This is a genomic window from Citrobacter sp. U14242 (assembly GCF_046555775.1).
Lineage (GTDB): Bacteria > Pseudomonadota > Gammaproteobacteria > Enterobacterales > Enterobacteriaceae > Citrobacter.
Genome location: NZ_JBKGLW010000008.1, coordinates 21,192 through 43,404, shown reverse-complemented (window position 1 = coordinate 43,404; position 22,213 = coordinate 21,192). Strand labels below are relative to the sequence as shown.

The 22,213-nt window shown below is 52.0% G+C and carries 17 protein-coding genes; 7 read left to right on the top strand and 10 right to left on the bottom strand.

Annotation, left to right across the window (positions count from 1 at the left end; genetic code table 11):
• Nucleotides 1-6: 6 nt before the first annotated feature.
• The gene (locus ACLJXE_RS14370; protein WP_286628204.1) at nt 7-654 is read left to right on the top strand and encodes an MBL fold metallo-hydrolase; all 648 of its coding nucleotides are present in this window, start codon (nt 7-9) and stop codon (nt 652-654) included.
• An 87-nt stretch (nt 655-741) separates the two neighbouring features.
• Here the strand turns inward: ACLJXE_RS14370 and aspC are convergent, their stop codons facing one another.
• The 4 genes from aspC to pncB form a co-directional block, all read right to left on the bottom strand.
• Nucleotides 742-1,932, bottom strand: coding sequence for an aspartate transaminase (gene aspC / locus ACLJXE_RS14365; protein WP_286628203.1), 1,191 nt, complete (start codon nt 1,930-1,932; stop codon nt 742-744).
• Between the two features lie 183 nt (nt 1,933-2,115).
• The gene (gene ompF / locus ACLJXE_RS14360; RefSeq protein ID WP_286628202.1) at nt 2,116-3,192 is read right to left on the bottom strand and encodes a porin OmpF; all 1,077 of its coding nucleotides are present in this window, start codon (nt 3,190-3,192) and stop codon (nt 2,116-2,118) included.
• Nucleotides 3,193-3,804: 612 nt separating this feature from the next.
• Complete coding sequence (gene asnS, locus ACLJXE_RS14355; RefSeq protein ID WP_202039013.1) at nt 3,805-5,205, bottom strand: asparagine--tRNA ligase; 1,401 nt, start codon at nt 5,203-5,205, stop codon at nt 3,805-3,807.
• 165 nt (nt 5,206-5,370) lie between these two features.
• A complete protein-coding gene (gene pncB, locus ACLJXE_RS14350; protein WP_286628201.1) occupies nt 5,371-6,573 on the bottom strand; it encodes a nicotinate phosphoribosyltransferase in 1,203 nt (400 codons plus the stop codon).
• Nucleotides 6,574-6,838: 265 nt separating this feature from the next.
• Between pncB and pepN the strand changes: the two genes are divergently transcribed.
• Nucleotides 6,839-9,451: an aminopeptidase N gene (gene pepN, locus ACLJXE_RS14345; RefSeq protein ID WP_410751232.1), complete on the top strand. Its 2,613-nt coding sequence runs from the start codon at nt 6,839-6,841 to the stop codon at nt 9,449-9,451.
• A 45-nt stretch (nt 9,452-9,496) separates the two neighbouring features.
• Here pepN and ssuB read toward each other — a convergent pair whose 3' ends face one another.
• Genes ssuB through ssuE form a run of 5 tightly spaced genes read right to left on the bottom strand, consistent with a single transcriptional unit; the run spans nt 9,497 to nt 13,748 of the window.
• Nucleotides 9,497-10,264 carry an aliphatic sulfonates ABC transporter ATP-binding protein gene (gene ssuB, locus ACLJXE_RS14340; RefSeq protein ID WP_410751231.1) on the bottom strand — a complete coding sequence of 256 codons (768 nt, stop codon included), beginning with the start codon at nt 10,262-10,264 and terminating at the stop codon, nt 9,497-9,499.
• Nucleotides 10,261-11,052, bottom strand: coding sequence for an aliphatic sulfonate ABC transporter permease SsuC (gene ssuC / locus ACLJXE_RS14335; protein WP_410751343.1), 792 nt, complete (start codon nt 11,050-11,052; stop codon nt 10,261-10,263). Before ssuC ends, ssuB begins: the two co-directional genes overlap by 4 nt.
• An 11-nt stretch (nt 11,053-11,063) precedes the next feature.
• Nucleotides 11,064-12,209, bottom strand: a complete 1,146-nt coding sequence (gene ssuD / locus ACLJXE_RS14330) for an FMNH2-dependent alkanesulfonate monooxygenase (RefSeq protein WP_410751230.1) — start codon at nt 12,207-12,209, stop codon at nt 11,064-11,066.
• A complete protein-coding gene (locus tag ACLJXE_RS14325; RefSeq protein ID WP_410751229.1) occupies nt 12,206-13,180 on the bottom strand; it encodes a sulfonate ABC transporter substrate-binding protein in 975 nt (324 codons plus the stop codon). The genes ssuD and ACLJXE_RS14325 overlap by 4 nt, the downstream gene beginning before the upstream one ends.
• Nucleotides 13,173-13,748, bottom strand: coding sequence for an NADPH-dependent FMN reductase (ssuE, locus tag ACLJXE_RS14320; RefSeq protein ID WP_410751228.1), 576 nt, complete (start codon nt 13,746-13,748; stop codon nt 13,173-13,175). The genes ACLJXE_RS14325 and ssuE overlap by 8 nt, the downstream gene beginning before the upstream one ends.
• 243 nt (nt 13,749-13,991) lie before the next feature.
• Between ssuE and pyrD the strand changes: the two genes are divergently transcribed.
• Both pyrD and zapC read left to right on the top strand, forming a co-directional pair.
• On the top strand, nt 13,992-15,002 hold the full coding sequence (gene pyrD / locus ACLJXE_RS14315) for a quinone-dependent dihydroorotate dehydrogenase (RefSeq protein WP_410751227.1): 1,011 nt from the start codon (nt 13,992-13,994) through the stop codon (nt 15,000-15,002).
• A 166-nt stretch (nt 15,003-15,168) separates the two neighbouring features.
• Nucleotides 15,169-15,711, top strand: coding sequence for a cell division protein ZapC (gene zapC / locus ACLJXE_RS14310; protein ID WP_286628194.1), 543 nt, complete (start codon nt 15,169-15,171; stop codon nt 15,709-15,711).
• On the opposite strand, the gene ACLJXE_RS14305 is transcribed toward zapC, so the two are convergent.
• The gene (locus tag ACLJXE_RS14305; protein WP_286628193.1) at nt 15,708-16,814 is read right to left on the bottom strand and encodes a YcbX family protein; all 1,107 of its coding nucleotides are present in this window, start codon (nt 16,812-16,814) and stop codon (nt 15,708-15,710) included. The two genes, zapC and ACLJXE_RS14305, sit on opposite strands and share 4 nt — an antisense overlap.
• A gap of 98 nt (nt 16,815-16,912) precedes the next feature.
• Between ACLJXE_RS14305 and rlmKL the strand changes: the two genes are divergently transcribed.
• The 3 genes from rlmKL to pqiA are packed head-to-tail and all read left to right on the top strand — an operon-like array spanning nt 16,913 to nt 22,209.
• Nucleotides 16,913-19,021 (top strand): bifunctional 23S rRNA (guanine(2069)-N(7))-methyltransferase RlmK/23S rRNA (guanine(2445)-N(2))-methyltransferase RlmL, encoded by a 2,109-nt coding sequence (gene rlmKL / locus ACLJXE_RS14300; protein ID WP_410751226.1) that lies wholly within the window; start codon nt 16,913-16,915, stop codon nt 19,019-19,021.
• A 12-nt stretch (nt 19,022-19,033) separates the two neighbouring features.
• A complete protein-coding gene (locus ACLJXE_RS14295) occupies nt 19,034-20,941 on the top strand; it encodes an ABC transporter ATP-binding protein (RefSeq protein ID WP_410751225.1) in 1,908 nt (635 codons plus the stop codon).
• 14 nt (nt 20,942-20,955) lie between these two features.
• Nucleotides 20,956-22,209, top strand: a complete 1,254-nt coding sequence (pqiA, locus tag ACLJXE_RS14290; RefSeq protein ID WP_286628190.1) for a membrane integrity-associated transporter subunit PqiA — start codon at nt 20,956-20,958, stop codon at nt 22,207-22,209.
• Nucleotides 22,210-22,213 lie beyond the last annotated feature (4 nt).

The window sequence follows — 22,213 nt, the reverse complement described above, 5'->3', positions numbered from 1 at the left end:
AGCTGTATGAACTATCGTATTATTCCGGTCACTGCATTCGCCCAGAACTGCTCGCTAATCTGGTGTGAGCAGACGCGTCTGGCCGCACTGGTCGATCCCGGCGGTGATGCCGAGAAAATCAAACAGGAAGTGGATGCCAGCGGTCTGACGCTCATGCAGATCCTGCTTACCCACGGTCATCTTGACCATGTTGGGGCGGCAGCAGAACTGGCACAGCATTACGGTGTACCGGTTATTGGGCCAGAAAAAGAAGATGAGTTCTGGCTGCAGGGGCTGCCTGCGCAAAGTCGTATGTTTGGATTGGGTGACTGTGAACCACTGACGCCTGATCGCTGGTTAAACGAAGGCGATCGGATTAGCGTCGGCAACGTAACCCTACAGGTGTTACATTGCCCGGGTCACACGCCAGGGCATGTCGTTTTCTTCGATGAACAATCAAAGTTACTGATTTCCGGCGACGTGATTTTCAAAGGTGGCGTCGGGCGCAGTGATTTCCCGCGTGGGGATCACAGCCAACTGATTGACGCGATCAAACGTAAACTCTTACCGCTGGGTGATGACGTGACGTTTATTCCGGGTCACGGACCTGTCTCTACGCTGGGCTACGAGCGGTTGCATAACCCGTTCCTGCAGGATGAAATGCCGGTTTGGTAAAACCAGTCTGTAGGCCGGAGAAGACGCCAGCCTTCGTCTGGCAAAAAAAAGCCCGCTAGTGTGCGGGCTTTCTCTTTTCAGGTGCGCTTACAAAACAGCGACAATCGCTTCGCATAACGGCGCCATGTTGTCTGGCGTCATTCCTGCTACGTTTACGCGTCCGGAAGCAACAGCATAAACACCAAACTCTTCACGCAGACGCAGAACTTGTTCTTTCGTCAGGCCGCTGAATGAGAACATACCGTTCTGTTTGATGATAAAGCTGAAATCGCGGTTTGCGCCTTTCTCCTGCAACGTGTTGACGAACAGCAGACGCATGCGCTGAATACGTTGGCGCATGTCTGTCAGTTCCTGTTCCCAGATAGCACGTAGCGCATCGTTGCTCAGAATTGTCGCGACCACTGAGGCACCGTGTGCCGGTGGGTTGGAGTAGTTCGCACGAATTACTGATTTCATCTGGCTAAAGGCACGGTCAACGGTTTCTGCATTGGCAGCGACCAGCGTACAGGCGCCGACACGCTCATTGTACAGACCAAAGTTTTTGGAATAGGAGCTGGCGACAATCAGCTCTTTATGCAGCGCGGCGAATGCGCGCAGGCCTTCTGCATCTTCTTCCAGACCACGAGCAAAGCCCTGGTAGGCGAAGTCGAACAGTGGTAACCAACCTTTTTCGACAGACAGCTGCGCCAGCGTTTGCCATTGCTCCAGCGTCGGGTCAATACCAGTCGGATTATGGCAGCATCCGTGGAATAATACGACGTCGCCGGCTTGTGCTTCAGCCAGGCTTGCCAGCAGCGCATCAAAGTCCAGTGAATGGTTTGCCGCATCGTAATAGTTATATTCACGCACTTCCAGACCAGCAGAGTTAAATACGCTCTTATGGTTCGGCCAGCTTGGGTTGCTGACCCACACGCGTTTTGCGTTGGTGTTTTTTGCCAGGAAATCAGCGGCCACACGCAGGGCACCCGTACCACCAGGGGTCTGTGCTGTACGCGCGCGTTTGTCATTAATCAGTGCACTTTCTTTACCAAACAGTAATTCCTGAGTGCAGCGGCCAAACTCTGGAATACCGTCAATGCCAAGATAGTTTTTGGTGGTTTCATTTTCCAGAATATATTGCTCGGCTTTTTTTACGCTGGTCAATACCGGCGTTTTGCCTGTCTCATCTTTATATACACCGATTCCGAGGTTTATTTTCCCCGGGCGGTCATCGGCACGAAACAAATCAGCCAGGCCCAAAATGGGGTCGGCAGGAGCGGCGGTAATGTTCTCAAACATGACGAGGTTCCATTGTGGTTACAGAAGGGAAGTCCGCTATCAGGTTAACGGTAGATTTACAAAATGCCAACCGTTAGTGACGAAAAGCAGGGGTGTTTTTTGAAGACGCAAGAATCCGCTGGCGGATATAAAAAAACAGGACCGAAGTCCTGTTTTTTAGGCATTTAGCAAAGAGGTCTGCTATTAGAACTGGTAAACGATACCCACTGCAACGGTGTCGTCAGAGCCTACGCCCAGTTTGTTGTCAGAATCGATCTGGTTGATGATGTAATCAACATAGGTGGACATGTTTTTGTTGAAGTAGTAAGTCGCACCCACTTCGAAGTAGTTCACCAGATCTACGTCACCGATACCTTCGATATCCTTACCTTTAGATTTGGTATAGGCGATGGACGGACGCAGACCGAAGTCGAACTGATACTGAGCAACTAACAGTACGTCTTCAGTTTTGTTCGCATAACCGTTAGAGATACGGGTTGCGTTGCGGGTTTCGCTGTAGTTCGCTGCCAGGTAGATGTTGTTAGCATCGTATTTCACACCGGTAGCCCACTGCTCAGCTTTGTCGCCATGGCCGCGCAGAAGCGGGTTTTGCTGGGCATCGGTACGGTCAGCCGCGCCGTATGCACCGACGATACCGAAGCCTTCGAATTCGTAGCTTACAGAACCGCCAACGCCGTCACCATTAGAGCGACGAACGTCATCACGCTCGTTTTTACCCAGGTACTGAACAGCGAAGTTCAGGCCTTCAACCAGACCGAAGAAGTTGGAGTTACGGTAAGTCGCGAGGCCACCGTTACGCTGAGAGAAGAACTGGTCGGAAGCTGCAGTATCGCCACCGAATTCTGGCAGCATATCGGTATAACCCAGTGCATCGTATACGACGCCGTAGTTACGACCGTAATCGAAGGAGCCTGCGTCACCGAATTTCAGACCAGCAAACGCCAGACGGGTTTTGTTACCTTTCTGAGAGTCGTCACCGCCTTCAGAGTTATTGCCGCTGAACTGGTATTCCCACTGGCCGTAACCGGTCAGTTGGTCGTTAATCTGAGTTTCCCCTTTGAAACCAAGACGGGCGTAAGTCTGATCGCCATTAGCGGCGTAGGCGTTGTCACCGTTGTGCTTGGAAAAATAGTGCAGACCTACAGCTTTACCGTAGATATCTACTTTATTGCCATCTTTGTTATAAACTTCTGCAGCGTTAGCTGCCCCGGCTACCAGCAGAGCAGGGATAACCACTGCAAGAATATTGCGCTTCATCATTATTTATTACCCTCATCGGTTTTTATATGACACCTGCCACTGCCGCCAATAAATTCCGTCAATAAAAATTTACGGAACTATTGATGAGAGTTTGGTGTCTTTATGTGTCTGCAGGCATCTTTCCATTCAAACTACCGTTTCGCTACCCTCAAAGTGCTACAAATATAAAGATTTGGTTTCAAAAAGAAAAAATGTGTAACAAGATGTTATTTTTATGCAACTTTGTGAACGACTTCAAATTTCAGCTGTCCCTGCGATTGAATTTTGCTCAGTTTTATCTATTTATATGATTTTCTTATGCTTAATTTTTCTAACGACATTTTTATCTCACCCCGCAAAAAAGAACCATTTTTACAAATGCGTATTTTGGACGTCCAGAATGCCGCACGAATGGGTAATAAATGTTCTATTTGATCATGAAGTGCTAATCCACAATAAAAATAGTGATTATTTTTTGTTCTTAAATGTTGCAGTGAAACATTGCGTAACAGGAAGGGGGAATTTAAGCGTTGAGTTTAGGGCCGGATGAGAGTCCATCTAAGGCGACAAATGCAGCATGTACTAAACGTAAAAAGGCCAGCAGTGCTGGCCTTTAAGATTAAAACGATAACGTCAGAAGCTGGCGTTACGCGGTGTACGCGGGAACGGAATCACATCGCGGACGTTCTGTACGCCGGTGACATAAGCAATCAGACGCTCAAAGCCCAAACCAAAACCGGAATGCGGAACGGTACCGTAGCGACGCAGATCGCGATACCACCAGTAATCTTCTTTGTTCAGACCCATCTCCAGCATACGGGCATCCAGCACGTCCAGACGTTCTTCACGCTGAGAACCACCGATGATTTCACCGATTCCCGGTGCCAGTACGTCCATTGCCGCAACGGTTTTACCGTCGTCGTTAAGGCGCATATAAAACGCCTTAATATCTTTCGGATAGTTTTTAACAACCACCGGCGCTTTAAAGTGTTCTTCGGCAAGATAGCGTTCATGCTCAGAAGACAGATCGACACCCCAGTAAACCGGGTTTTCGAACTGTTTGCCGCATTTTTCAAGAATGCTGACGGCATCGGTGTAATCCACCTGCGCGAAGTCGGCATCAATGAAACGTTCCAGGCGTGAAACCGCGTCTTTGTCGACACGTTCGGCGAAGAACTTCATATCATCTGCACGTTCTTCCAGTACGGCTTTGAACGCGTATTTCAGCATCGCTTCAGCCAGACCTGCAACATCGTTCAGATCGGCAAAAGCGACTTCCGGCTCAAGCATCCAGAACTCTGCCAGGTGACGACTGGTGTTGGAGTTTTCCGCACGGAAAGTCGGTCCAAAGGTGTAGATTTTGGACAGGGCACAAGCGTAGGTTTCACCGTTCAACTGACCGGAAACCGTCAGGAAGGCTTCTTTACCAAAGAAGTCTTTATCGAAATCGACTTTACCCTGATCGTTGCGCGGCAGGTTTTCCAGATCCAGCGTCGAAACGCGGAACATTTCACCGGCACCTTCGGTATCGGAAGCAGTGATCAGTGGGGTGGAAACCCAAAAGAAACCCTGCTCATGGAAGAAGCGATGCAGCGCTTGCGCCAACGTATGGCGTACTCGCGCAACCGCACCAATCATATTGGTACGCGGACGCATGTGTGCGACTTCACGCAGGTACTCAATACTGTGACGCTTCGCAGCCATGGGATAGGTATCAGGATCTTCAACCCAGCCGGTCACTTCAACCTCGGTGGCCTGAATCTCAAAGCTCTGTCCTTGTCCTGGTGACGCAACGACTTTACCCGTTACGATAACCGAACAACCCGTCGTCAGGCGTAATACGTCCTGATTGTAATTGGGCAGAGAATTATTGATGACGGCCTGTACAGGATCAAAGCAGGAACCGTCATAAACGGCGAGGAAGGAGATGCCAGCTTTTGAATCTCGGCGGGTACGCACCCATCCGCGCACGGTGACTTCGCTGTCAACGGCTACGCGGCCCTGGAGTACGTCGGCTACAGGCACAACGCTCATAATATTCTCTCTGTTAATAGTCGGATATATAAACACATGTCCACCCGTAATGGGGGGATACCTATGTTACCTGGCATCTGCAATCAGACAAGCAGAATTCGTAGCTGGAGTGAAAGATTTCGGAAATAAACGTGAAAAGGGAGCCAAAGTGGCTCCCTGGGAAGACTAGCTGGCTTTTTTAATATGCGGAAGATCGAAGGCTTTACGCAGCGCACGAACAAATGCTTTATCGTGGCAAATGGTTTTGCCTGGACTATCTGACAACTTGGCTACCGGCTTACCGTTACATTCGACCAGTTTGATAACGATATTTAGCGGCTTCACCTGGGGGATATTACACGTCAGGCGTGTCCCGATACCAAAGCTCAGCTGCACGCGAGAAGAGAAGTGGCGATAGAGCTCAATCGCTTTATTCAGATCGAGGTTATCTGAGAACACCAGCGTTTTGCTTTGCGGGTCAATACCCAGTTTTTCATAATGAGCGATGGCTTTCTCACCCCATTCCACCGGATCGCCAGAGTCGTGGCGCAAACCCTGATAGCGGGTTGCAAACTCAGCGCCAAAGTCACGCAAAAACGCGTCCATAGTGATGCAATCGGTCAGGGCGATGCCGAGTTGGTCGGGATATTCGTTCAGCCAGGCGGCCAGGGCAACGCGCTGACTGGTCGCAAGCTCAGGGCTGATTTGCTGGTGTGCCTGGAACCATTCATGCGCCTGCGTCCCCATTGGGGTTAATGACAGGCGGCGGGCGAGATCGTAGTTGCTGGTGCCAACAAACCACGGTTCCTGCTTCAGACGATTAACAATAGCTTGCTGCACTTCGCGTGAAAAACGACGACGCGTGCCGAAATCCATCAGATGGAAGCGGGACATATCGACATCTTTCGTTAATGTAGTGAATTCTGCTAACTTGTTTTCCAGCTCAGTCAGTGCCTGCGGCACGCCAGATTCTGGTGAACGGTAACGGTGTACCAGTTCGCTTATTACCGCCAGCAGCGGGACTTCCCACATGATGACTTCACGCCACGGGCCGGTTAAGCGGATGCTCAGCTTACCGTTATCATTGGTGACGCACACCTGTTGCGGGTTGTAGCGGAAATCACGTAACCAGGTGAGGTAATCAGCTTTAAAGAAAGGCAGGCCGGAGAGCCACTGGTACTCGTCCTCCTGCAGTTGCAGGTGCTGCATAGCATTCACCTGCTCGCGAATAGAATCGGCATAAATACCGAGCAGGTCATCGCCACGGCAACGAAATTCAGCCGCTACTTGTACATCATAGTAGTGGTGAAAAACGGCTTGCTGCATATGCAACTTATAAGCGTCTGTATCCAGCAGCGAGTGCAGAACAGGAGAAGCGAATTGTGTCATAGGTGCGCAGTAGCATCCTCTCACGGGAGCGTTTAGTACAATAAACAACTAAGAAAACCGCTGGAGTATACCCTGTTTAGCGATTTATTGAACCCCGATCACACCATAAGCTGTCTTTCTGGTCGAGGGCAATTCGTGCCTCGTGTTATACAAATGTAGCAAAAAGGGTGTTTGTACCTGAAAAGATGAACATTCTGCGTAGCGCGATTTACGCAACAGGAATAGACTGAACCCGAGACTCTACCCAAGATGCTAAAGGTTTTTTATGACACAACAGCCACAAGCCAAATACCGCCACGACTACCGTGCGCCGGATTACCAGATTACTGATATTGACTTGACCTTTGACCTGGATGCTGAAAAAACCGTGGTCACTGCCGTGAGCCAGGCTGTCCGTCAAGGTGCGTCTGATGCTCCCCTACGCCTGAATGGCGAGGATCTGGCCCTGGTGTCAATCCACGTGAACGACGAACCGTGGACAGAGTATAAAGAAGAAGAGGGTGCTCTGGTCATCAGCCACCTGCCGGAACGTTTTACGCTGCGTATCGTTAATGAAATCAGCCCAGCGGCTAACACCGCACTGGAAGGGCTGTATCAGTCCGGCGATGCGCTCTGTACGCAGTGCGAAGCGGAAGGGTTTCGCCATATTACCTGGTATCTTGACCGCCCGGACGTGCTGGCGCGCTTTACCACCAAAATTATCGCCGATAAAACCAAATACCCGTTCCTGCTTTCCAATGGTAACCGCGTGGCGCAGGGCGAACTGGATAACGGTCGTCACTGGGTGCAGTGGCAGGATCCATTCCCGAAACCGTGTTATCTGTTCGCGCTGGTAGCCGGTGATTTCGATGTCCTGAGCGACACCTTTACCACCCGCTCCGGGCGTGAAGTCGCGCTGGAATTGTACGTTGACCGCGGCAACCTGGACCGTGCTCCGTGGGCAATGACATCGCTGAAAAATTCCATGAAATGGGATGAAGAGCGTTTTGGCCTGGAGTATGACCTCGACATCTATATGATTGTCGCGGTGGATTTCTTTAATATGGGCGCGATGGAGAATAAAGGTCTGAATATCTTTAACTCCAAGTATGTGCTGGCGCGTACCGATACGGCGACCGACAAAGACTATCTCGATATTGAGCGGGTCATTGGCCATGAATATTTCCATAACTGGACCGGCAACCGTGTTACCTGTCGCGACTGGTTCCAGTTGAGCCTGAAAGAAGGCTTAACCGTGTTCCGCGATCAGGAGTTCAGCTCCGATCTTGGCTCTCGCGCGGTAAACCGTATTAGCAACGTGCGTACCATGCGTGGCTTGCAGTTTGCTGAAGACGCCAGCCCGATGGCGCATCCAATTCGCCCGGATATGGTCATTGAAATGAACAACTTCTACACCCTGACCGTGTACGAAAAGGGTGCAGAAGTGATTCGTATGATCCACACCCTGCTGGGTGAGGCTAACTTCCAGAAAGGGATGCAGCTCTATTTCGAACGTCATGACGGTAGCGCCGCGACCTGTGACGATTTCGTACAGGCGATGGAAGACGCTTCCAACGTCGATCTGTCTCATTTCCGCCGCTGGTACAGCCAGTCCGGTACGCCGATACTGACTGTGCGTGATGACTATAATCCGACAACGGAACAATATACGCTGACTATCAGCCAGCGTACGCCAGCCACGCCGGATCAGGCTGAAAAGCAGCCCTTGCATATTCCTTTTGCCCTTGAGTTGTATGACAACGAAGGCAAAGTGATCCCGTTGCAAAAAGGCGGGCATCCGGTGAACGCCATCCTCAATGTTACCCAGGCCGAGCAGACGTTTGTTTTCGATAACGTCTACTTCCAGCCGGTTCCGGCACTGCTGTGTGAGTTCTCTGCGCCGGTGAAACTGGAATATAAATGGAGCGATCAGCAACTGACCTTCCTGATGCGTCACGCGCGTAACGATTTCTCTCGTTGGGATGCAGCTCAGAGCCTGTTGGCGACCTATATTAAGCTGAATGTTGCCCGACATCAGCAGGGACAGCCGCTGTCACTACCGGTACACGTTGCTGACGCATTCCGGGCGATTCTGCTCGATGAGAAAATCGATCCGGCACTGGCGGCAGAGATCCTGACGCTGCCTTCCGTCAACGAAATTGCTGAGCTGTTTGAGATTATCGATCCGGTGGCGATCGCTGAGGTACGTGAAGCTTTAACCCGCACGCTGGCTGCTGAACTGGCAGATGAATTCCTGGCTATTTATAACGCTAATCATCTTGATGAGTACCGTGTCGAACACGCTGATATCGGCAAACGTACGCTGCGCAATGCCTGCCTGCGCTTCCTCGCCTTTGGCGAAACGCATCTGGCGGACACACTGGTGAGCAAGCAGTACCGTGAAGCGAATAACATGACCGATGCGCTGGCGGCGCTGTCTGCCGCTGTTGCGGCGCAACTGCCATGTCGTGATGCGCTGATGCAGGAGTATGACGATAAGTGGCACCATGACGGTCTGGTGATGGATAAATGGTTTATCCTGCAATCTACCAGCCCGGCAGATAACGTGCTGGAGACGGTACGTGGCCTGTTGAAGCATCGCTCCTTCAGTATGAGCAACCCGAACCGCATTCGTTCTCTGATTGGTGCCTTTGCGGGTAGTAACCCGGCAGCATTCCATGCGGAAGATGGTAGCGGCTATCAGTTCCTGGTCGACATGTTGACCGAACTGAACAGCCGAAATCCTCAGGTGGCATCTCGTTTGATTGAGCCGCTGATCCGCCTAAAACGCTATGATGCAAAACGTCAGGCGAAGATGCGGGCAGCATTGGAACAACTGAAAGGTCTGGAGAATCTCTCCGGCGATCTGTTCGAGAAGATAACCAAAGCATTAGCCTGATAATGTTGCCGGATGATGATGCAATTGCGTCACCATCCGGCATTATCAACCGTGTCGACGTACTGCCTGCTCGGTATATCCTCTCTGCATCACCCGATTCAACACTTCCGCTTCGAGTTCCGCCAGGCGCACTGAACCCATCCGTCGTGGACGCGGGATATCTACCGTCAAGTCCAGACCGATTTTCCCGTCCTCAATCAACAACACGCGATCGGCCATCGCCACGGCTTCGCTGACATCATGAGTGACCAGCAGTACGGTAAAACCGTGCTCTTGCCACAAAGTGACAATCAAATCCTGCATTTCCAGGCGGGTGAGTGCATCCAGCGCGCCGAGTGGTTCATCCAGCAACAGCAGTCCGGGACGATGAATCAGTGCGCGTGCCAGCGCCACGCGTTGTTTCTGACCACCGGAAAGGGCGGCAGGCCATTCCTGCGCCCGGTTTTCCAGCCCAACGGAAGTTAGCGCATCACGGGCAGCATCTTGCCAGTTGCTTTTCAGACCCAGACCTACGTTATCGATAACCGATTTCCACGGCAGCAGGCGCGCATCCTGGAACATCATCCGCGTATCATCCTGAATATCCACCAGCGGTGTGGTTCCGGCGAGTAATTCCCCTGCGTTGGGCGATTCCAGACCGGCCAGCAGACGAAGCAATGTGCTTTTTCCGCCGCCGCTGCGACCGACCACGGCCACAAATTGGCCTGCCGGAATGTGCAAATCTAACTGATTGAGCACCGTATTGGCGCCGTAGCGTTTTGTCACGCCGCTAAGCAGCAGCGGTGTTCCCTGATTGATACGTGCAGTATTCATACGGTGGCCTCCTTCGCATGGTAAGCCGGGTTCCAGCGTAGCCAGATACGTTCCAGTAATTGCGCGCTGACGTCGGCAAGCTTACCGAGCAGGGCGTAGAGAATGATGGCCACTACCACTACATCCGTTTGCAAAAACTCGCGGGCATTCATTGCCAGATAGCCGATGCCAGCATTAGCAGAAATGGTTTCCGCGACGATAAGTGTCAACCACATCAGCCCGAGGGCAAAACGCACGCCAACCATGATCGCGGGCAGGGCACCGGGCAGGATCACATGGATAAACAGCGAAATACCGGATAACCCATAGCTGCGTGCCATCTCCACCAGCCCACGATCGATATTGCGGATCCCATGCCATGTGTTGATGTAAATCGGGAACAACGTCCCCAGCGCAACAAGAAAGATCTTGGCGGATTCATCAATACCGAACCACAAAATTACCAGCGGGATTAGTGCCAGATGTGGGATGTTACGTAGCATTTGCACTGAGGTGTCCAGCAAGCGTTCGCCCCAGCGTGACAGGCCGCTTATCAATCCCAGTGTCAGGCCAATCGATCCGCCGATGGAAAAGCCGATCGCAGCCCGCCAGGAACTGATCGCCAGATGCTGCCAAAGCTCGCCGCTGGCGGAAAGTGTCCAGAAGGCTTCCACCACACCTTGCGGGGAGGGCAGAATGCGGGTGGATAGCCAGCCCATTGATGACGCGAGCTGCCAGATCGCCACCAGAGCGAGTGGTAAAAACCACGGAGCAAGGCGCAGTAACCACCTGTTTTTCGGCGTTGCCATCATCGGGCTCCTCAGCTTTGCGCTACTTTGCGCGGGATAAATTCGTTCGCCACTGCTTCGCTTTGTTGGTGCAGGCGCTGCGGCTGCGGAATTTCTGGTATAGCGACATCCAGATGCGGAAACACCAGTTCACCGACCTTGTACGCTTCTTCAAGGTGCGGATACCCGGACAGCACAAAGCTGTCGATACCCAGCGTGGCATACTCGTTAATACGCGCCGCTACCGTTGGACCATCTCCTACCAGCGCCGTACCGGCTCCGCCGCGTACCAGCCCTACACCAGCCCACAGGTTCGGGCTAATTTCCAGTTGATCGCGTCTGCCGTTGTGCAGCGCCGCCATTCGCTGTTGACCCACAGAGTCGGTTCTTGCGAAGGCGGCCTGAGCTTTGGCAATGGTGTCGTCATCCAGATGGGCAATCAGGCGATCCGCCGCCTGCCACGCCTCTGCGGTGGTTTCGCGTACAATCACGTGCAGGCGAATACCAAATCGGATCTTGCGCCCGAGCGCCGCCGCTTTAGCCCGCACCTGTTCAATCTTCTCTTTGACCTGTTCAGGTGGCTCGCCCCAGGTCAGATAGAGATCAACCTGCTCGGCGGCAAGATCCTGCGCCACGTCGGAAGAACCGCCGAAGTACAGCGGAGGGTGGGGCCGTTGCACAGGCGGGAAAAAGAGTTTTGCCCCACGGACGTGGACGTGTTTACCGTTGAAATCCACGGTTTCGCCTTGCAGCAAGCGCCGCCATACCTGAGTGAATTCAGCGGAGGCTTCATAACGTTCTGTGTGATCGAGGAACACGCCATCGCCCGCCAGCTCCTGCGGATCGCTGCCGGTTACCAGGTTAAACAGCGCGCGACCGTTGGACAGTCTGTCGAGCGTCGCCGCCTGGCGTGCCGCAACCGTGGGTGAGGTTACGCTGGGACGTAGCGCGACCAAAAATTTTAACCGCTGGGTGACCGGGATCATTGAGGCGGCGACCAGCCAGGCATCTTCGCAGGAGCGACCGGTCGGGATCAGCACCCCGGTAAACCCCAGACGATCGGCTGTTTGCGCGATTTGTTGCAGATAACTGTGATCGACCGGGCGTGAACCTTCTTCTGTTCCCAGATAATGGCCGTCACCGTGCGTGGGTAAAAACCAGAACATGTTCAGACTCATAATTTTGCTCCTGCCTGCTGAGTGGGCTGCCAGATACGCTGGCGAATATCGATTTTTTTCGGCAACAACCGGTTGTCATAAAACAGATCGGCGGTTTGTTGCTGCAGTGCGGCAACAGAGGCGCTTACAGGGGTAATAGTGGTTGGCGGGCGATGGTCCAGATAAGATGCTATGACCGGTTCAGGCAGCCCCATGGTTTTAGCCAGCAGGGTGATACTTTGCTGACGTTGACTGAGGGTTAAGGCATCGGCCTGGCTAAAGGTGTCTAATACGCCATGAATAAAAGCGCCGTTTTTCTCGGCATAAGGGCGCGCGGCGAGGTAAAACGAACCGGTCTGTTTGAGGTCGGTACCATCTTTCAAAACGCGTACGTCACCTTGCAGTAACGCGGCGGAGTAGTACGGGTCCCAAATTGCCCATGCATCCACATTTCCTTGTTGGAAAGCGGCACGCGCATCGGCGGGTGTCAGATACGTGGCCTGGATATCGGTAAAATTCAACCCAGCCTGCTGCAGGGCGCGGAGCAGTAAATTGTGGGCGCTGGAACCTTTCTGGAAGGCGACTTTATGTCCTTTAAGCTCTGCGACGCTCTGGATTGGGCTATTTTTCGGCACCAGAACCACTTCAGCTTTCGGTTTGGGCGGCTCGACGCCTACGTAGACCAGATCGGCCCCGGCGGCCTGGGCAAAAATCGGCGGGATATCACCGGTGCTGCCCAGATCGATGCTGCCGATATTTAGCGCCTCCAGCATTTGTGGTCCGGCAGGAAACTCAATCCATGAGATTTTTGTCTGTGGGTAGCGTTTTTCCAGCAACTGATGGCTTTTTGCCAACACCATGCTGATGCTCCCTTTCTGATAACCAATGCGCAGGGCATCTGGCGCGGTATCTGCGGCGTGAACCAGCGTCGATAAAGACAGCAGCCCAGTCAGCGCCAGCCATGGCGTATGGCGTTTAAGTAAATTAAGCATGGGCGGCACCTCGCAGAGCGTTCAAGGACAAAAGCTGGACATCGCGGCGTTGCAAAGCCTGCCAGAAGGTATCAAGCGCACTGTCCAGGCGCAGTTGCAGGTTGGGCGTAAACTGCGGCTTATGCTGATAATCGATGACCTGCGAATCATCGGCAAAAACACCGTGCAGGATCTCCTGGGCTTTCAGTGCGCTGAGGACGGGTTTCAGGGCGTAATCGACGGCCAGCAAATGCGCCACGGTGCCGCCGGTCGCCAGCGGCAACACGACTTTGCCCTCCAGCGCGCGTTCAGGGAGCAGATCGAGCAAGGTTTTCAATGCGCCGGAATAGGCCGCTTTGTAGACCGGCGTGGCGACAATCAGTCCGTCGGCGGCCTGCAGTTGTTCGATAAACGTCTTCAGCGCCGGGCTGTCGAATCGCGCATAGATCAGATCATCGGGCGCAAAATTGTGCAAATTCCAGTGGTAAACCTCGATTTCCTGCCCGTTCAGTTTTTCTCGCGCATATTCCAGTAAGGCGCCGGAGCGAGAGGGGAAGCGTGGGCTGCCCGCCAGAGTGATAACGCGCATATTTACAATCTCTCCTTATAACCAATTGTTCGTTTTTATTTAACATTGATAACAATTTGTGCAGTCTGGCAGAGAGGTTTTGTTTATCGAAATGATTTATGCGGGATAGAAAAGCTGAAAATTGCATAAAACGAGGAGCGGAAAGAAAACGTTTGCTTTTTATTGCCGCAGGTCAATTCCCTTTTTGTTCGCGATCGCACATAATACGCCCCCGGTTTGCACACCGGGAATCCAGGAGAGTTCATGTACTACCCCTTCGTTCGTAAAGCCCTTTTTCAGCTCGATCCAGAGCGCGCTCATGAATTAACATTCCAGCAATTACGTCGCATTACGGGTACACCGCTTGAAGCGCTTGTCCGCCAGAAAGTACCCGCAAAACCGGTTACCTGTATGGGGCTGACGTTTAAAAATCCGCTCGGTCTTGCTGCCGGACTGGATAAAGACGGGGAGTGCATTGATGCACTTGGGGCGATGGGATTCGGTTCAATTGAAATCGGTACTGTGACGCCGCGTCCGCAGCCGGGTAACGATAAGCCGCGTCTGTTCCGTCTGGTCGATGCAGAAGGTTTGATCAACCGCATGGGGTTTAATAACCTGGGTGTTGATAACCTGGTCGAGAACGTTAAAAAATCGCATTTTGACGGTATTCTGGGGATTAATATTGGTAAGAATAAAGACACCCCGGTAGAGAATGGCAAAGATGACTATCTGATTTGTATGGAAAAAGTCTATGCTTATGCTGGTTATATTGCGATTAATATCTCTTCACCAAATACTCCAGGGTTGCGTACGCTACAATATGGCGAGGCTCTGGATGATCTGCTGGCGGCTATTAAAAATAAGCAAAACGATCTCCAGGCGATCCACCATAAATATGTGCCGGTGGCGGTAAAGATCGCGCCGGATCTTTCTGTGGAGGAACTGATCCAGGTTGCCGACAGTTTGGTTCGTCATAATATTGATGGCGTTATTGCCACAAATACCACCCTTGATCGTTCCCTTGTTCAGGGAATGAAGAATTGTGACCAAATGGGTGGTTTGAGCGGCCGACCATTGCAATTAAAAAGTACAGAAATTATTCGTCAGTTGTCTCAGGAATTAAAAGGGCAGTTGCCGATTATTGGTGTTGGTGGGATCGACTCGGTGATTGCCGCGCGGGAAAAAATGGCTGCCGGTGCTTCACTGGTTCAGATTTATTCGGGATTTATTTTTAAAGGTCCGCCGTTGATTAAAGAAATCGTCAGCAATATCTGATCCATGCCTTAATCCGACAACCAGGGCTTTATTTCTAGCCCTGGTTGTTTTATATTCCTTTACTGTTGCTTATTTAAACATTCTGAGCTTTTATTATTAGGGCAATAAACGAAGCGGCAAAAGGATAGTGTCGCAATGGCGATGATTAAGGAAAGGAGAGAAACTGATGCGAATTAAACCCGACGATAACTGGCGCTGGTATTATGATGAAGAGCACGATCGCATGATGCTCGATTTAGCCAATGGCATGTTATTCCGCTCGCGTTTTGCGCGTAAAATGCTCACGCCTGATGCATTTTCTCCGTCTGGTTTTTGTGTCGATGACGCTGCGCTTTATTTCTCCTTCGAAGAAAAATGCCGTTACCTGGATTTAGCTAAAGAACAAAAAGCGGAACTGGTGCTAAATGCGTTGGTGGCTATTCGGTATCTTAAACCGCAAATGCCAAAAAGCTGGCACTTTGTTGCCCACGGCGTGAACTGGTCGCCAATGGTAGGTGACGCCGCCTGTGTTTATTTGAGCGATACTGAAGAACAGGTAAATCTGTTAGTGGTTGAGCCGGGTGAAAATGCTGCCTTGTGTCTGCTGGCACAGCCGGGAGTGGTCATTGCCGGTCGCACCATGCAACTTGGTGATGCGATTAAAATCATGAATGACAGACTGAAACCGCAGGCGATTGTCGACAGTTTCAGCCTTGAGCAGGCGGTCTAACTTTCCAGCCTGATTGCCGTTTTGGGTACACAACTGCAGCAAAGAATCGTTCCGTCATCGCCAATCGCTGATTTTTTCAGTGGGCTGACTTCGCCTTCTACCAGCCGAATCCGGCAGCATCCACAAATTCCCGCACGACACGAGTAGGGAACACGGATCCCCTGATTTTCCAGCTGTTCCAACAATACCTGCTGATTATTTCCGCGAAACGTTTGACCCTGCCAGTCAATCATCACTTCTGCATCGGGTTGTTGTTGCAAAGCGGTATCATCAGATTCCGCCGCGCCGTACAGCCGGGCGGGTCCGGTTGCCAGTATTTCGACTTCATCACCCACACGAATTACACCGCTATTACGGGCGATGAGATTTTGGCCGAAATCGACATCACCGTTGTCTGGCGCAGTACGGAAGGTTTGCAGCGTTGCCAGTGGCTCGCCAGATGGATGTTTCTGGCCTTTCTCCGGGCTAACGGTAGTGAAAATACAGCGACTACAGGGTTTAGCCACGTCAAAGATAACGTCGCCGATGCGTATCACTTTCCAGGTATCTTCTTCCCAGGCGCTAGCCCCTGTAACCACCAGGTTGGGGCGAAACTGTTCCATTTTGATGCTGGCCGGGCAGCGCTGCTGCAGATCGCGCAGAGAGGCCTCGTTTGTCAGGAGATAGGGAAATCCATCGGCAAAAGATAACGGCACGCCATCATGCCGTTTTACCCGGCGCGTCAGTTGCGGGCCAACCCAACGCAACTGCACATCACGGGAAAAGAAACCGCTGAGCCATCGATTGATATCCGCTGGTGCTACCCGCGCGGTAAAATGGTTTCCCCACACTTCTGTTGGCGCATCCTGCGTGGCGAAGTCGGCAAAGCGCACTAACGCACTGCTGCCATCTGGTGCGGTAAGATGTAGGCCGTCATGGAATGGCGATGGGGTAAAACGGACCATTTGCGGGAACTGTCGGGCGGTGATGAACGTTCCGTCAGGTTCAGTGATCATAAATATGCGATCAAAGGCAAGGCCGCTGATATCTGCCAGGGCGTGCGTTAACCCAATGCCGCGCATTGATTTAACCGGATGGATAAAAAGTCGGGTTAACGTGACCACTGTACAGCCTCTCGCATGAAAATAAGCCTTCAACTTTATGACATACAGCCCATATTAGCTATAATGCGCAGCAATTTTCTCGGAGTAAAAGTGACATTATGAATTCTCTGTTTGCCAGTACGGCCCGCGGGCTGGAAGAGCTGTTAAAAACTGAACTGGAAAACCTCGGCGCATTGGAGTGTCAGGTCGTTCAGGGTGGGGTCCATTTTAAGGGCGACACACGGCTTGTTTACCAGAGCCTGATGTGGAGCCGCCTGGCCTCGCGCATTATCCTGCCGATGGGAGAGTGCAAGGTCTATAGCGATCTTGATCTGTACCTCGGTGTTCAGGCAATCGACTGGACAGAGATATTTAATCCTGGTGCCACCTTTGCCGTGCATTTTAGCGGGCTGAACGAGACGATTCGTAATAGCCAGTACGGTGCACTGAAAGTAAAGGATGCGATTGTCGATGCCTTTACCCGTAAAAACCTGCCGCGTCCGAACGTAGATCGTGAATCACCCGATCTGCGCATTAACGTTTGGCTGAACAAAGATACAGCCAGCATCGCACTCGATCTGAGCGGCGACGGCCTGCATCAGCGTGGTTATCGTGATCGTGCGGGTCAGGCACCGATTAAAGAGACGCTGGCGGCCGCCATTGTGATGCGTTCAGGCTGGCAGCCGGGTACGCCGCTGCTCGATCCGATGTGTGGTTCCGGTACGTTGCTGATTGAAGCCGCCATGTGGGCAACCGATCGCGCGCCTGGTCTGCACCGTGGGTACTGGGGGTTCAGTGGCTGGGCGCAGCATGATGAAGCCGTCTGGCAAGAAGTGAAAGCTGAAGCACAGGTGCGTGCGCGCAAAGGGTTGGCGGACTATTCCTCGCACTTCTATGGCTCAGATAGCGATGCCCGCGTGATTGAAAAAGCGCGCAGTAACGCCCGCCGTGCCGGTATTGCCGATCTGATGACGTTTGAAGTCAAAGATGTTGCCAAACTGAGCAATCCGTTGCCGAAAGGACCTTACGGTACGGTTATCAGCAACCCGCCGTACGGTGAACGTCTGGATAGCGAACCCGCGCTGATTGCCCTGCACAGTCTGCTGGGACGTACGATGAAAAACCAGTTTGGCGGCTGGAATCTGTCGCTGTTCAGCGCCTCTCCTGATTTGCTCAGCAGCCTGCAATTACGTGCTGATAAGCAGTTTAAAGCGAAAAACGGCCCGCTGGACTGCGTACAGAAAAACTATCACGTTGCAGAAACGACCGCAGACAGTAAGCCTGCAACGGTGGCGGAAGATTATGCCAACCGCCTGCGTAAGAATATTAAGAAGCTGGAAAAATGGGCGCGCCAGGAAGGGATTGAATGCTATCGCCTGTACGATGCTGACCTGCCGGAATATAACGTTGCGGTTGACCGCTATGGCGACTGGATTGTGGTTCAGGAATATGCGCCGCCGAAGACGGTTGATGCGCAGAAAGCACGTCAGCGCCTGTTCGATATTATTGCTGCAACGCTGTCGGTACTGGATATTGCGCCGAACAAACTGGTGCTGAAAACCCGTGAGCGTCAGAAAGGGAAGAACCAATACCAGAAGATGAACGAGAAGGGAGAGTTCATTGAGGTGAGCGAGTATAACGCACGCCTGTGGGTAAACCTGACCGATTATCTGGATACCGGCCTGTTCCTTGATCACCGTATTGCACGCCGCATGTTGGGGCAGATGAGCAAAGGGAAAGACTTCCTTAACCTGTTCTCCTATACCGGTAGCGCGAGCGTACATGCCGGACTCGGCGGTGCCCGCAGCACTACAACAGTCGATATGTCACGCACTTATCTTGAGTGGGCGGAACGTAACCTGCGACTGAACGGGCTAAGCGGACGTGCGCACCGCTTGATTCAGGCCGACTGCCTGGGCTGGTTGCGTGATGCCAATGAACAGTTTGATCTGATCTTCATTGATCCACCGACCTTCTCTAACTCTAAGCGTATGGAAGACTCGTTTGATGTGCAGCGCGATCATCTGGCGCTGATGAAAGATCTGAAACGTCTGCTACGCAAAGACGGCACGATTATGTTCTCCAACAACAAACGTGGGTTCCGTATGGATCTCGACGGTCTGGCTGAACTGGGATTGAAAGCACAAGAAATTACCCAAAAAACGCTTTCCCAGGACTTTGCCCGTAACCGTCAGATCCACAACTGCTGGCTGATTACCGCAGCCTGAAAGGAAAAATAGATGTCATTGATCAGTATGCATGGCGCATGGCTGTCGTTCAGCGATGCTCCACTTCTTGATAATGCAGAATTGCATATCGAGGATAACGAACGCGTCTGTCTGGTAGGCCGTAACGGTGCGGGCAAATCGACGTTGATGAAGATCCTGAACCGTGAGCAGGCTCTTGACGACGGACGTATTATTTATGAGCAGGATCTGGTTGTTGCTCGTCTACAACAGGATCCGCCGCGGAATGTCGAAGGCAGCGTATATGATTTTGTTGCGGAAGGCATTGAAGAACAAGCCGAGTACCTGAAGCGCTATCACGATATTTCTCGTCTGGTGATGACCGATCCCAGCGACAGAAACCTCAATGAGATGGCGCGTGTTCAGGAAATGCTCGATCACCACAATCTGTGGCAGCTCGAAAGTCGTATTAATGAAGTGCTGGCGCAACTGGGGCTGGATCCGAATGCTTTGCTGTCCTCGTTGTCTGGTGGTTGGTTGCGTAAAGCGGCGCTGGGTCGGGCGTTAGTGAGCAACCCACGCGTGCTGCTGTTGGATGAACCGACAAACCACCTGGATATTGAAACCATCGACTGGCTGGAAGGGTTCCTGAAATCTTTCAACGGCACGATCATTTTCATTTCGCACGACCGTTCATTTATTCGCAATATGTCGACACGTATTGTCGACCTCGATCGCGGCAAGCTGGTGTCATATCCAGGGAACTACGATCAGTACTTACTGGATAAAGAAGAAGCGTTGCGGGTTGAAGAGTTACAGAATGCGGAATTTGACCGCAAACTGGCGCAGGAAGAAGTCTGGATCCGTCAGGGTATCAAGGCGCGTCGTACCCGCAATGAAGGTCGTGTGCGTGCGCTGAAGGCCATGCGTCGGGAGCGCGGTGAGCGTCGTGAAGTGATGGGTACCGCGAAGATGCAGGTTGAAGAGGCAAGCCGCTCAGGCAAGATTGTCTTCGAAATGGAGAATGTTGATTACCAGGTTGACGGGAAGCAACTGGTAAAAGATTTCTCTGCCCAGGTGCAGCGCAGCGACAAAATTGCCTTAATTGGACCTAACGGCTGCGGCAAAACGACGTTGCTTAAGCTGATGCTGGGACAATTGCAGGCTGACAGTGGCCGCATCCACGTCGGGACAAAGCTGGAAGTTGCCTATTTCGACCAGCACCGTGCTGAACTGGATCCGGATAAAACCGTGATGGATAACCTTGCTGAAGGTAAGCAAGAGGTGATGGTGAACGGTAAGCCGCGCCATGTACTGGGCTATCTTCAGGACTTCCTGTTCCATCCGAAACGCGCGATGACGCCGGTACGTGCATTGTCTGGCGGGGAACGCAATCGTCTGCTGCTGGCGCGTCTTTTCCTGAAACCCAGCAACCTCTTGATTCTCGATGAACCTACCAACGATCTCGACGTCGAAACGCTGGAACTGCTCGAAGAGTTGATTGACGGTTATCAGGGGACCGTATTGTTGGTAAGCCACGACCGTCAGTTTGTTGACAATACTGTGACTGAGTGCTGGATTTTTGAAGGCGGCGGTAAGATTGGTCGTTATGTGGGCGGTTATCATGACGCGCGCGGCCAACAAACACAGTATGTGGCGTTTAAACAACCTGTTGAGAAAAAAACTGAGGAAACTGTTGCTCCTAAAGCAGAAATTGTAAAACGCGGCACAAGCAAACTAAGCTATAAACTACAGCGCGAACTGGAGCAGCTTCCTGCGTTGCTGGAAGCGTTGGAAGCAAAGCTGGAAACATTACAAGCTCAGGTGGCTGATGCCTCATTTTTCAGTCAACCGCATGAGCAAACGCAGCAGGTATTAGCTAATCTGAACGAAGCTGAACAAGAACTTGAGCAAGCCTTTGAGCGCTGGGAGTATCTTGAGTCTTTAAAGAATGGCGCATAATTAAAGGAGCACATATGTGCGAACATCACCATGCCGCGAAGCATATTTTGTGCTCGCAGTGTGACATGCTGGTGGCGCTTCCTCGCCTTGAGCATGGTCAGAAAGCGGCATGCCCACGATGTGGCACTACGTTAACTGTTGAATGGGACGCACCAAGACAGCGTCCCACCGCCTATGTTTTAGCGGCACTTTTTATGCTGCTTTTGTCCAACCTGTTTCCCTTTGTGAATATGAATGTCGCCGGGGTGAGCAGCGAGGTGACGTTGCTGGAAATCCCCAGCGTTCTTTTTTCGGAAGACTATGCCAGTCTCGGCACTTTCTTTTTGCTCTTCGTGCAACTGGTTCCCGCTTTTTGCCTGCTGACTATTTTGCTGCTGGTGAATCGGGTTGAGATGCCGGGGCGTCTCAAAGCGCGGTTAGCGCGCGTCTTGTTCCAGTTAAAAAGCTGGGGAATGGCAGAAATCTTCCTCGCCGGCGTGCTGGTCAGTTTTGTTAAGCTAATGGCCTATGGCGATATCGGTGTGGGCAGTAGTTTCATCCCGTGGTGCTTCTTTTGCCTTCTCCAGTTACGCGCATTCCAGTGTGTCGATCGTCGCTGGCTTTGGGATGATATTGCGCCGATGCCGGCTATCAAGCAGGCCTTAAAGCCAGGTGTACCTGGCATCCGGCAAGGATTGCGTTCCTGCTCCTGCTGCACGGCTATTCTTCCGGCTGATGAGCGGGTGTGTCCGCGCTGTCAAACGAAAGGCTATGTGCGTCGTAAAAACAGTTTGCAATGGACACTGGCATTACTGTTCACGTCGATCATGCTTTATCTTCCCGCCAATATTCTGCCGATTATGATCACCGATTTGCTCGGGTCAAAACTGCCGTCAACCATTCTTGAGGGCGTAGTTTTAATCTGGAGTGAAGGCTCTTATCCCGTGGCTGCGGTTATCTTTATCGCCAGTATTCTGGTGCCGACGTTGAAAATGATCGCTATCGCCTGGCTATGTTGGGATGCCAAAGGACATGGCAAACGCGACAGCGAACGTATGCACCTGATTTATGAGGTGGTGGAATTTGTTGGTCGCTGGTCAATGATCGACGTTTTTGTTATTGCGGTACTCTCAGCGCTGGTGCGTATGGGAGGGTTGATGAACATTTATCCTGCAATGGGTGCTTTGATGTTTGCTTTAGTCGTCATTATGACAATGTTTTCTGCGATGACGTTTGATCCACGTCTGTCGTGGGACCGTGAACCAGAACCAGGCCATGAGGAGTCCTGACAGC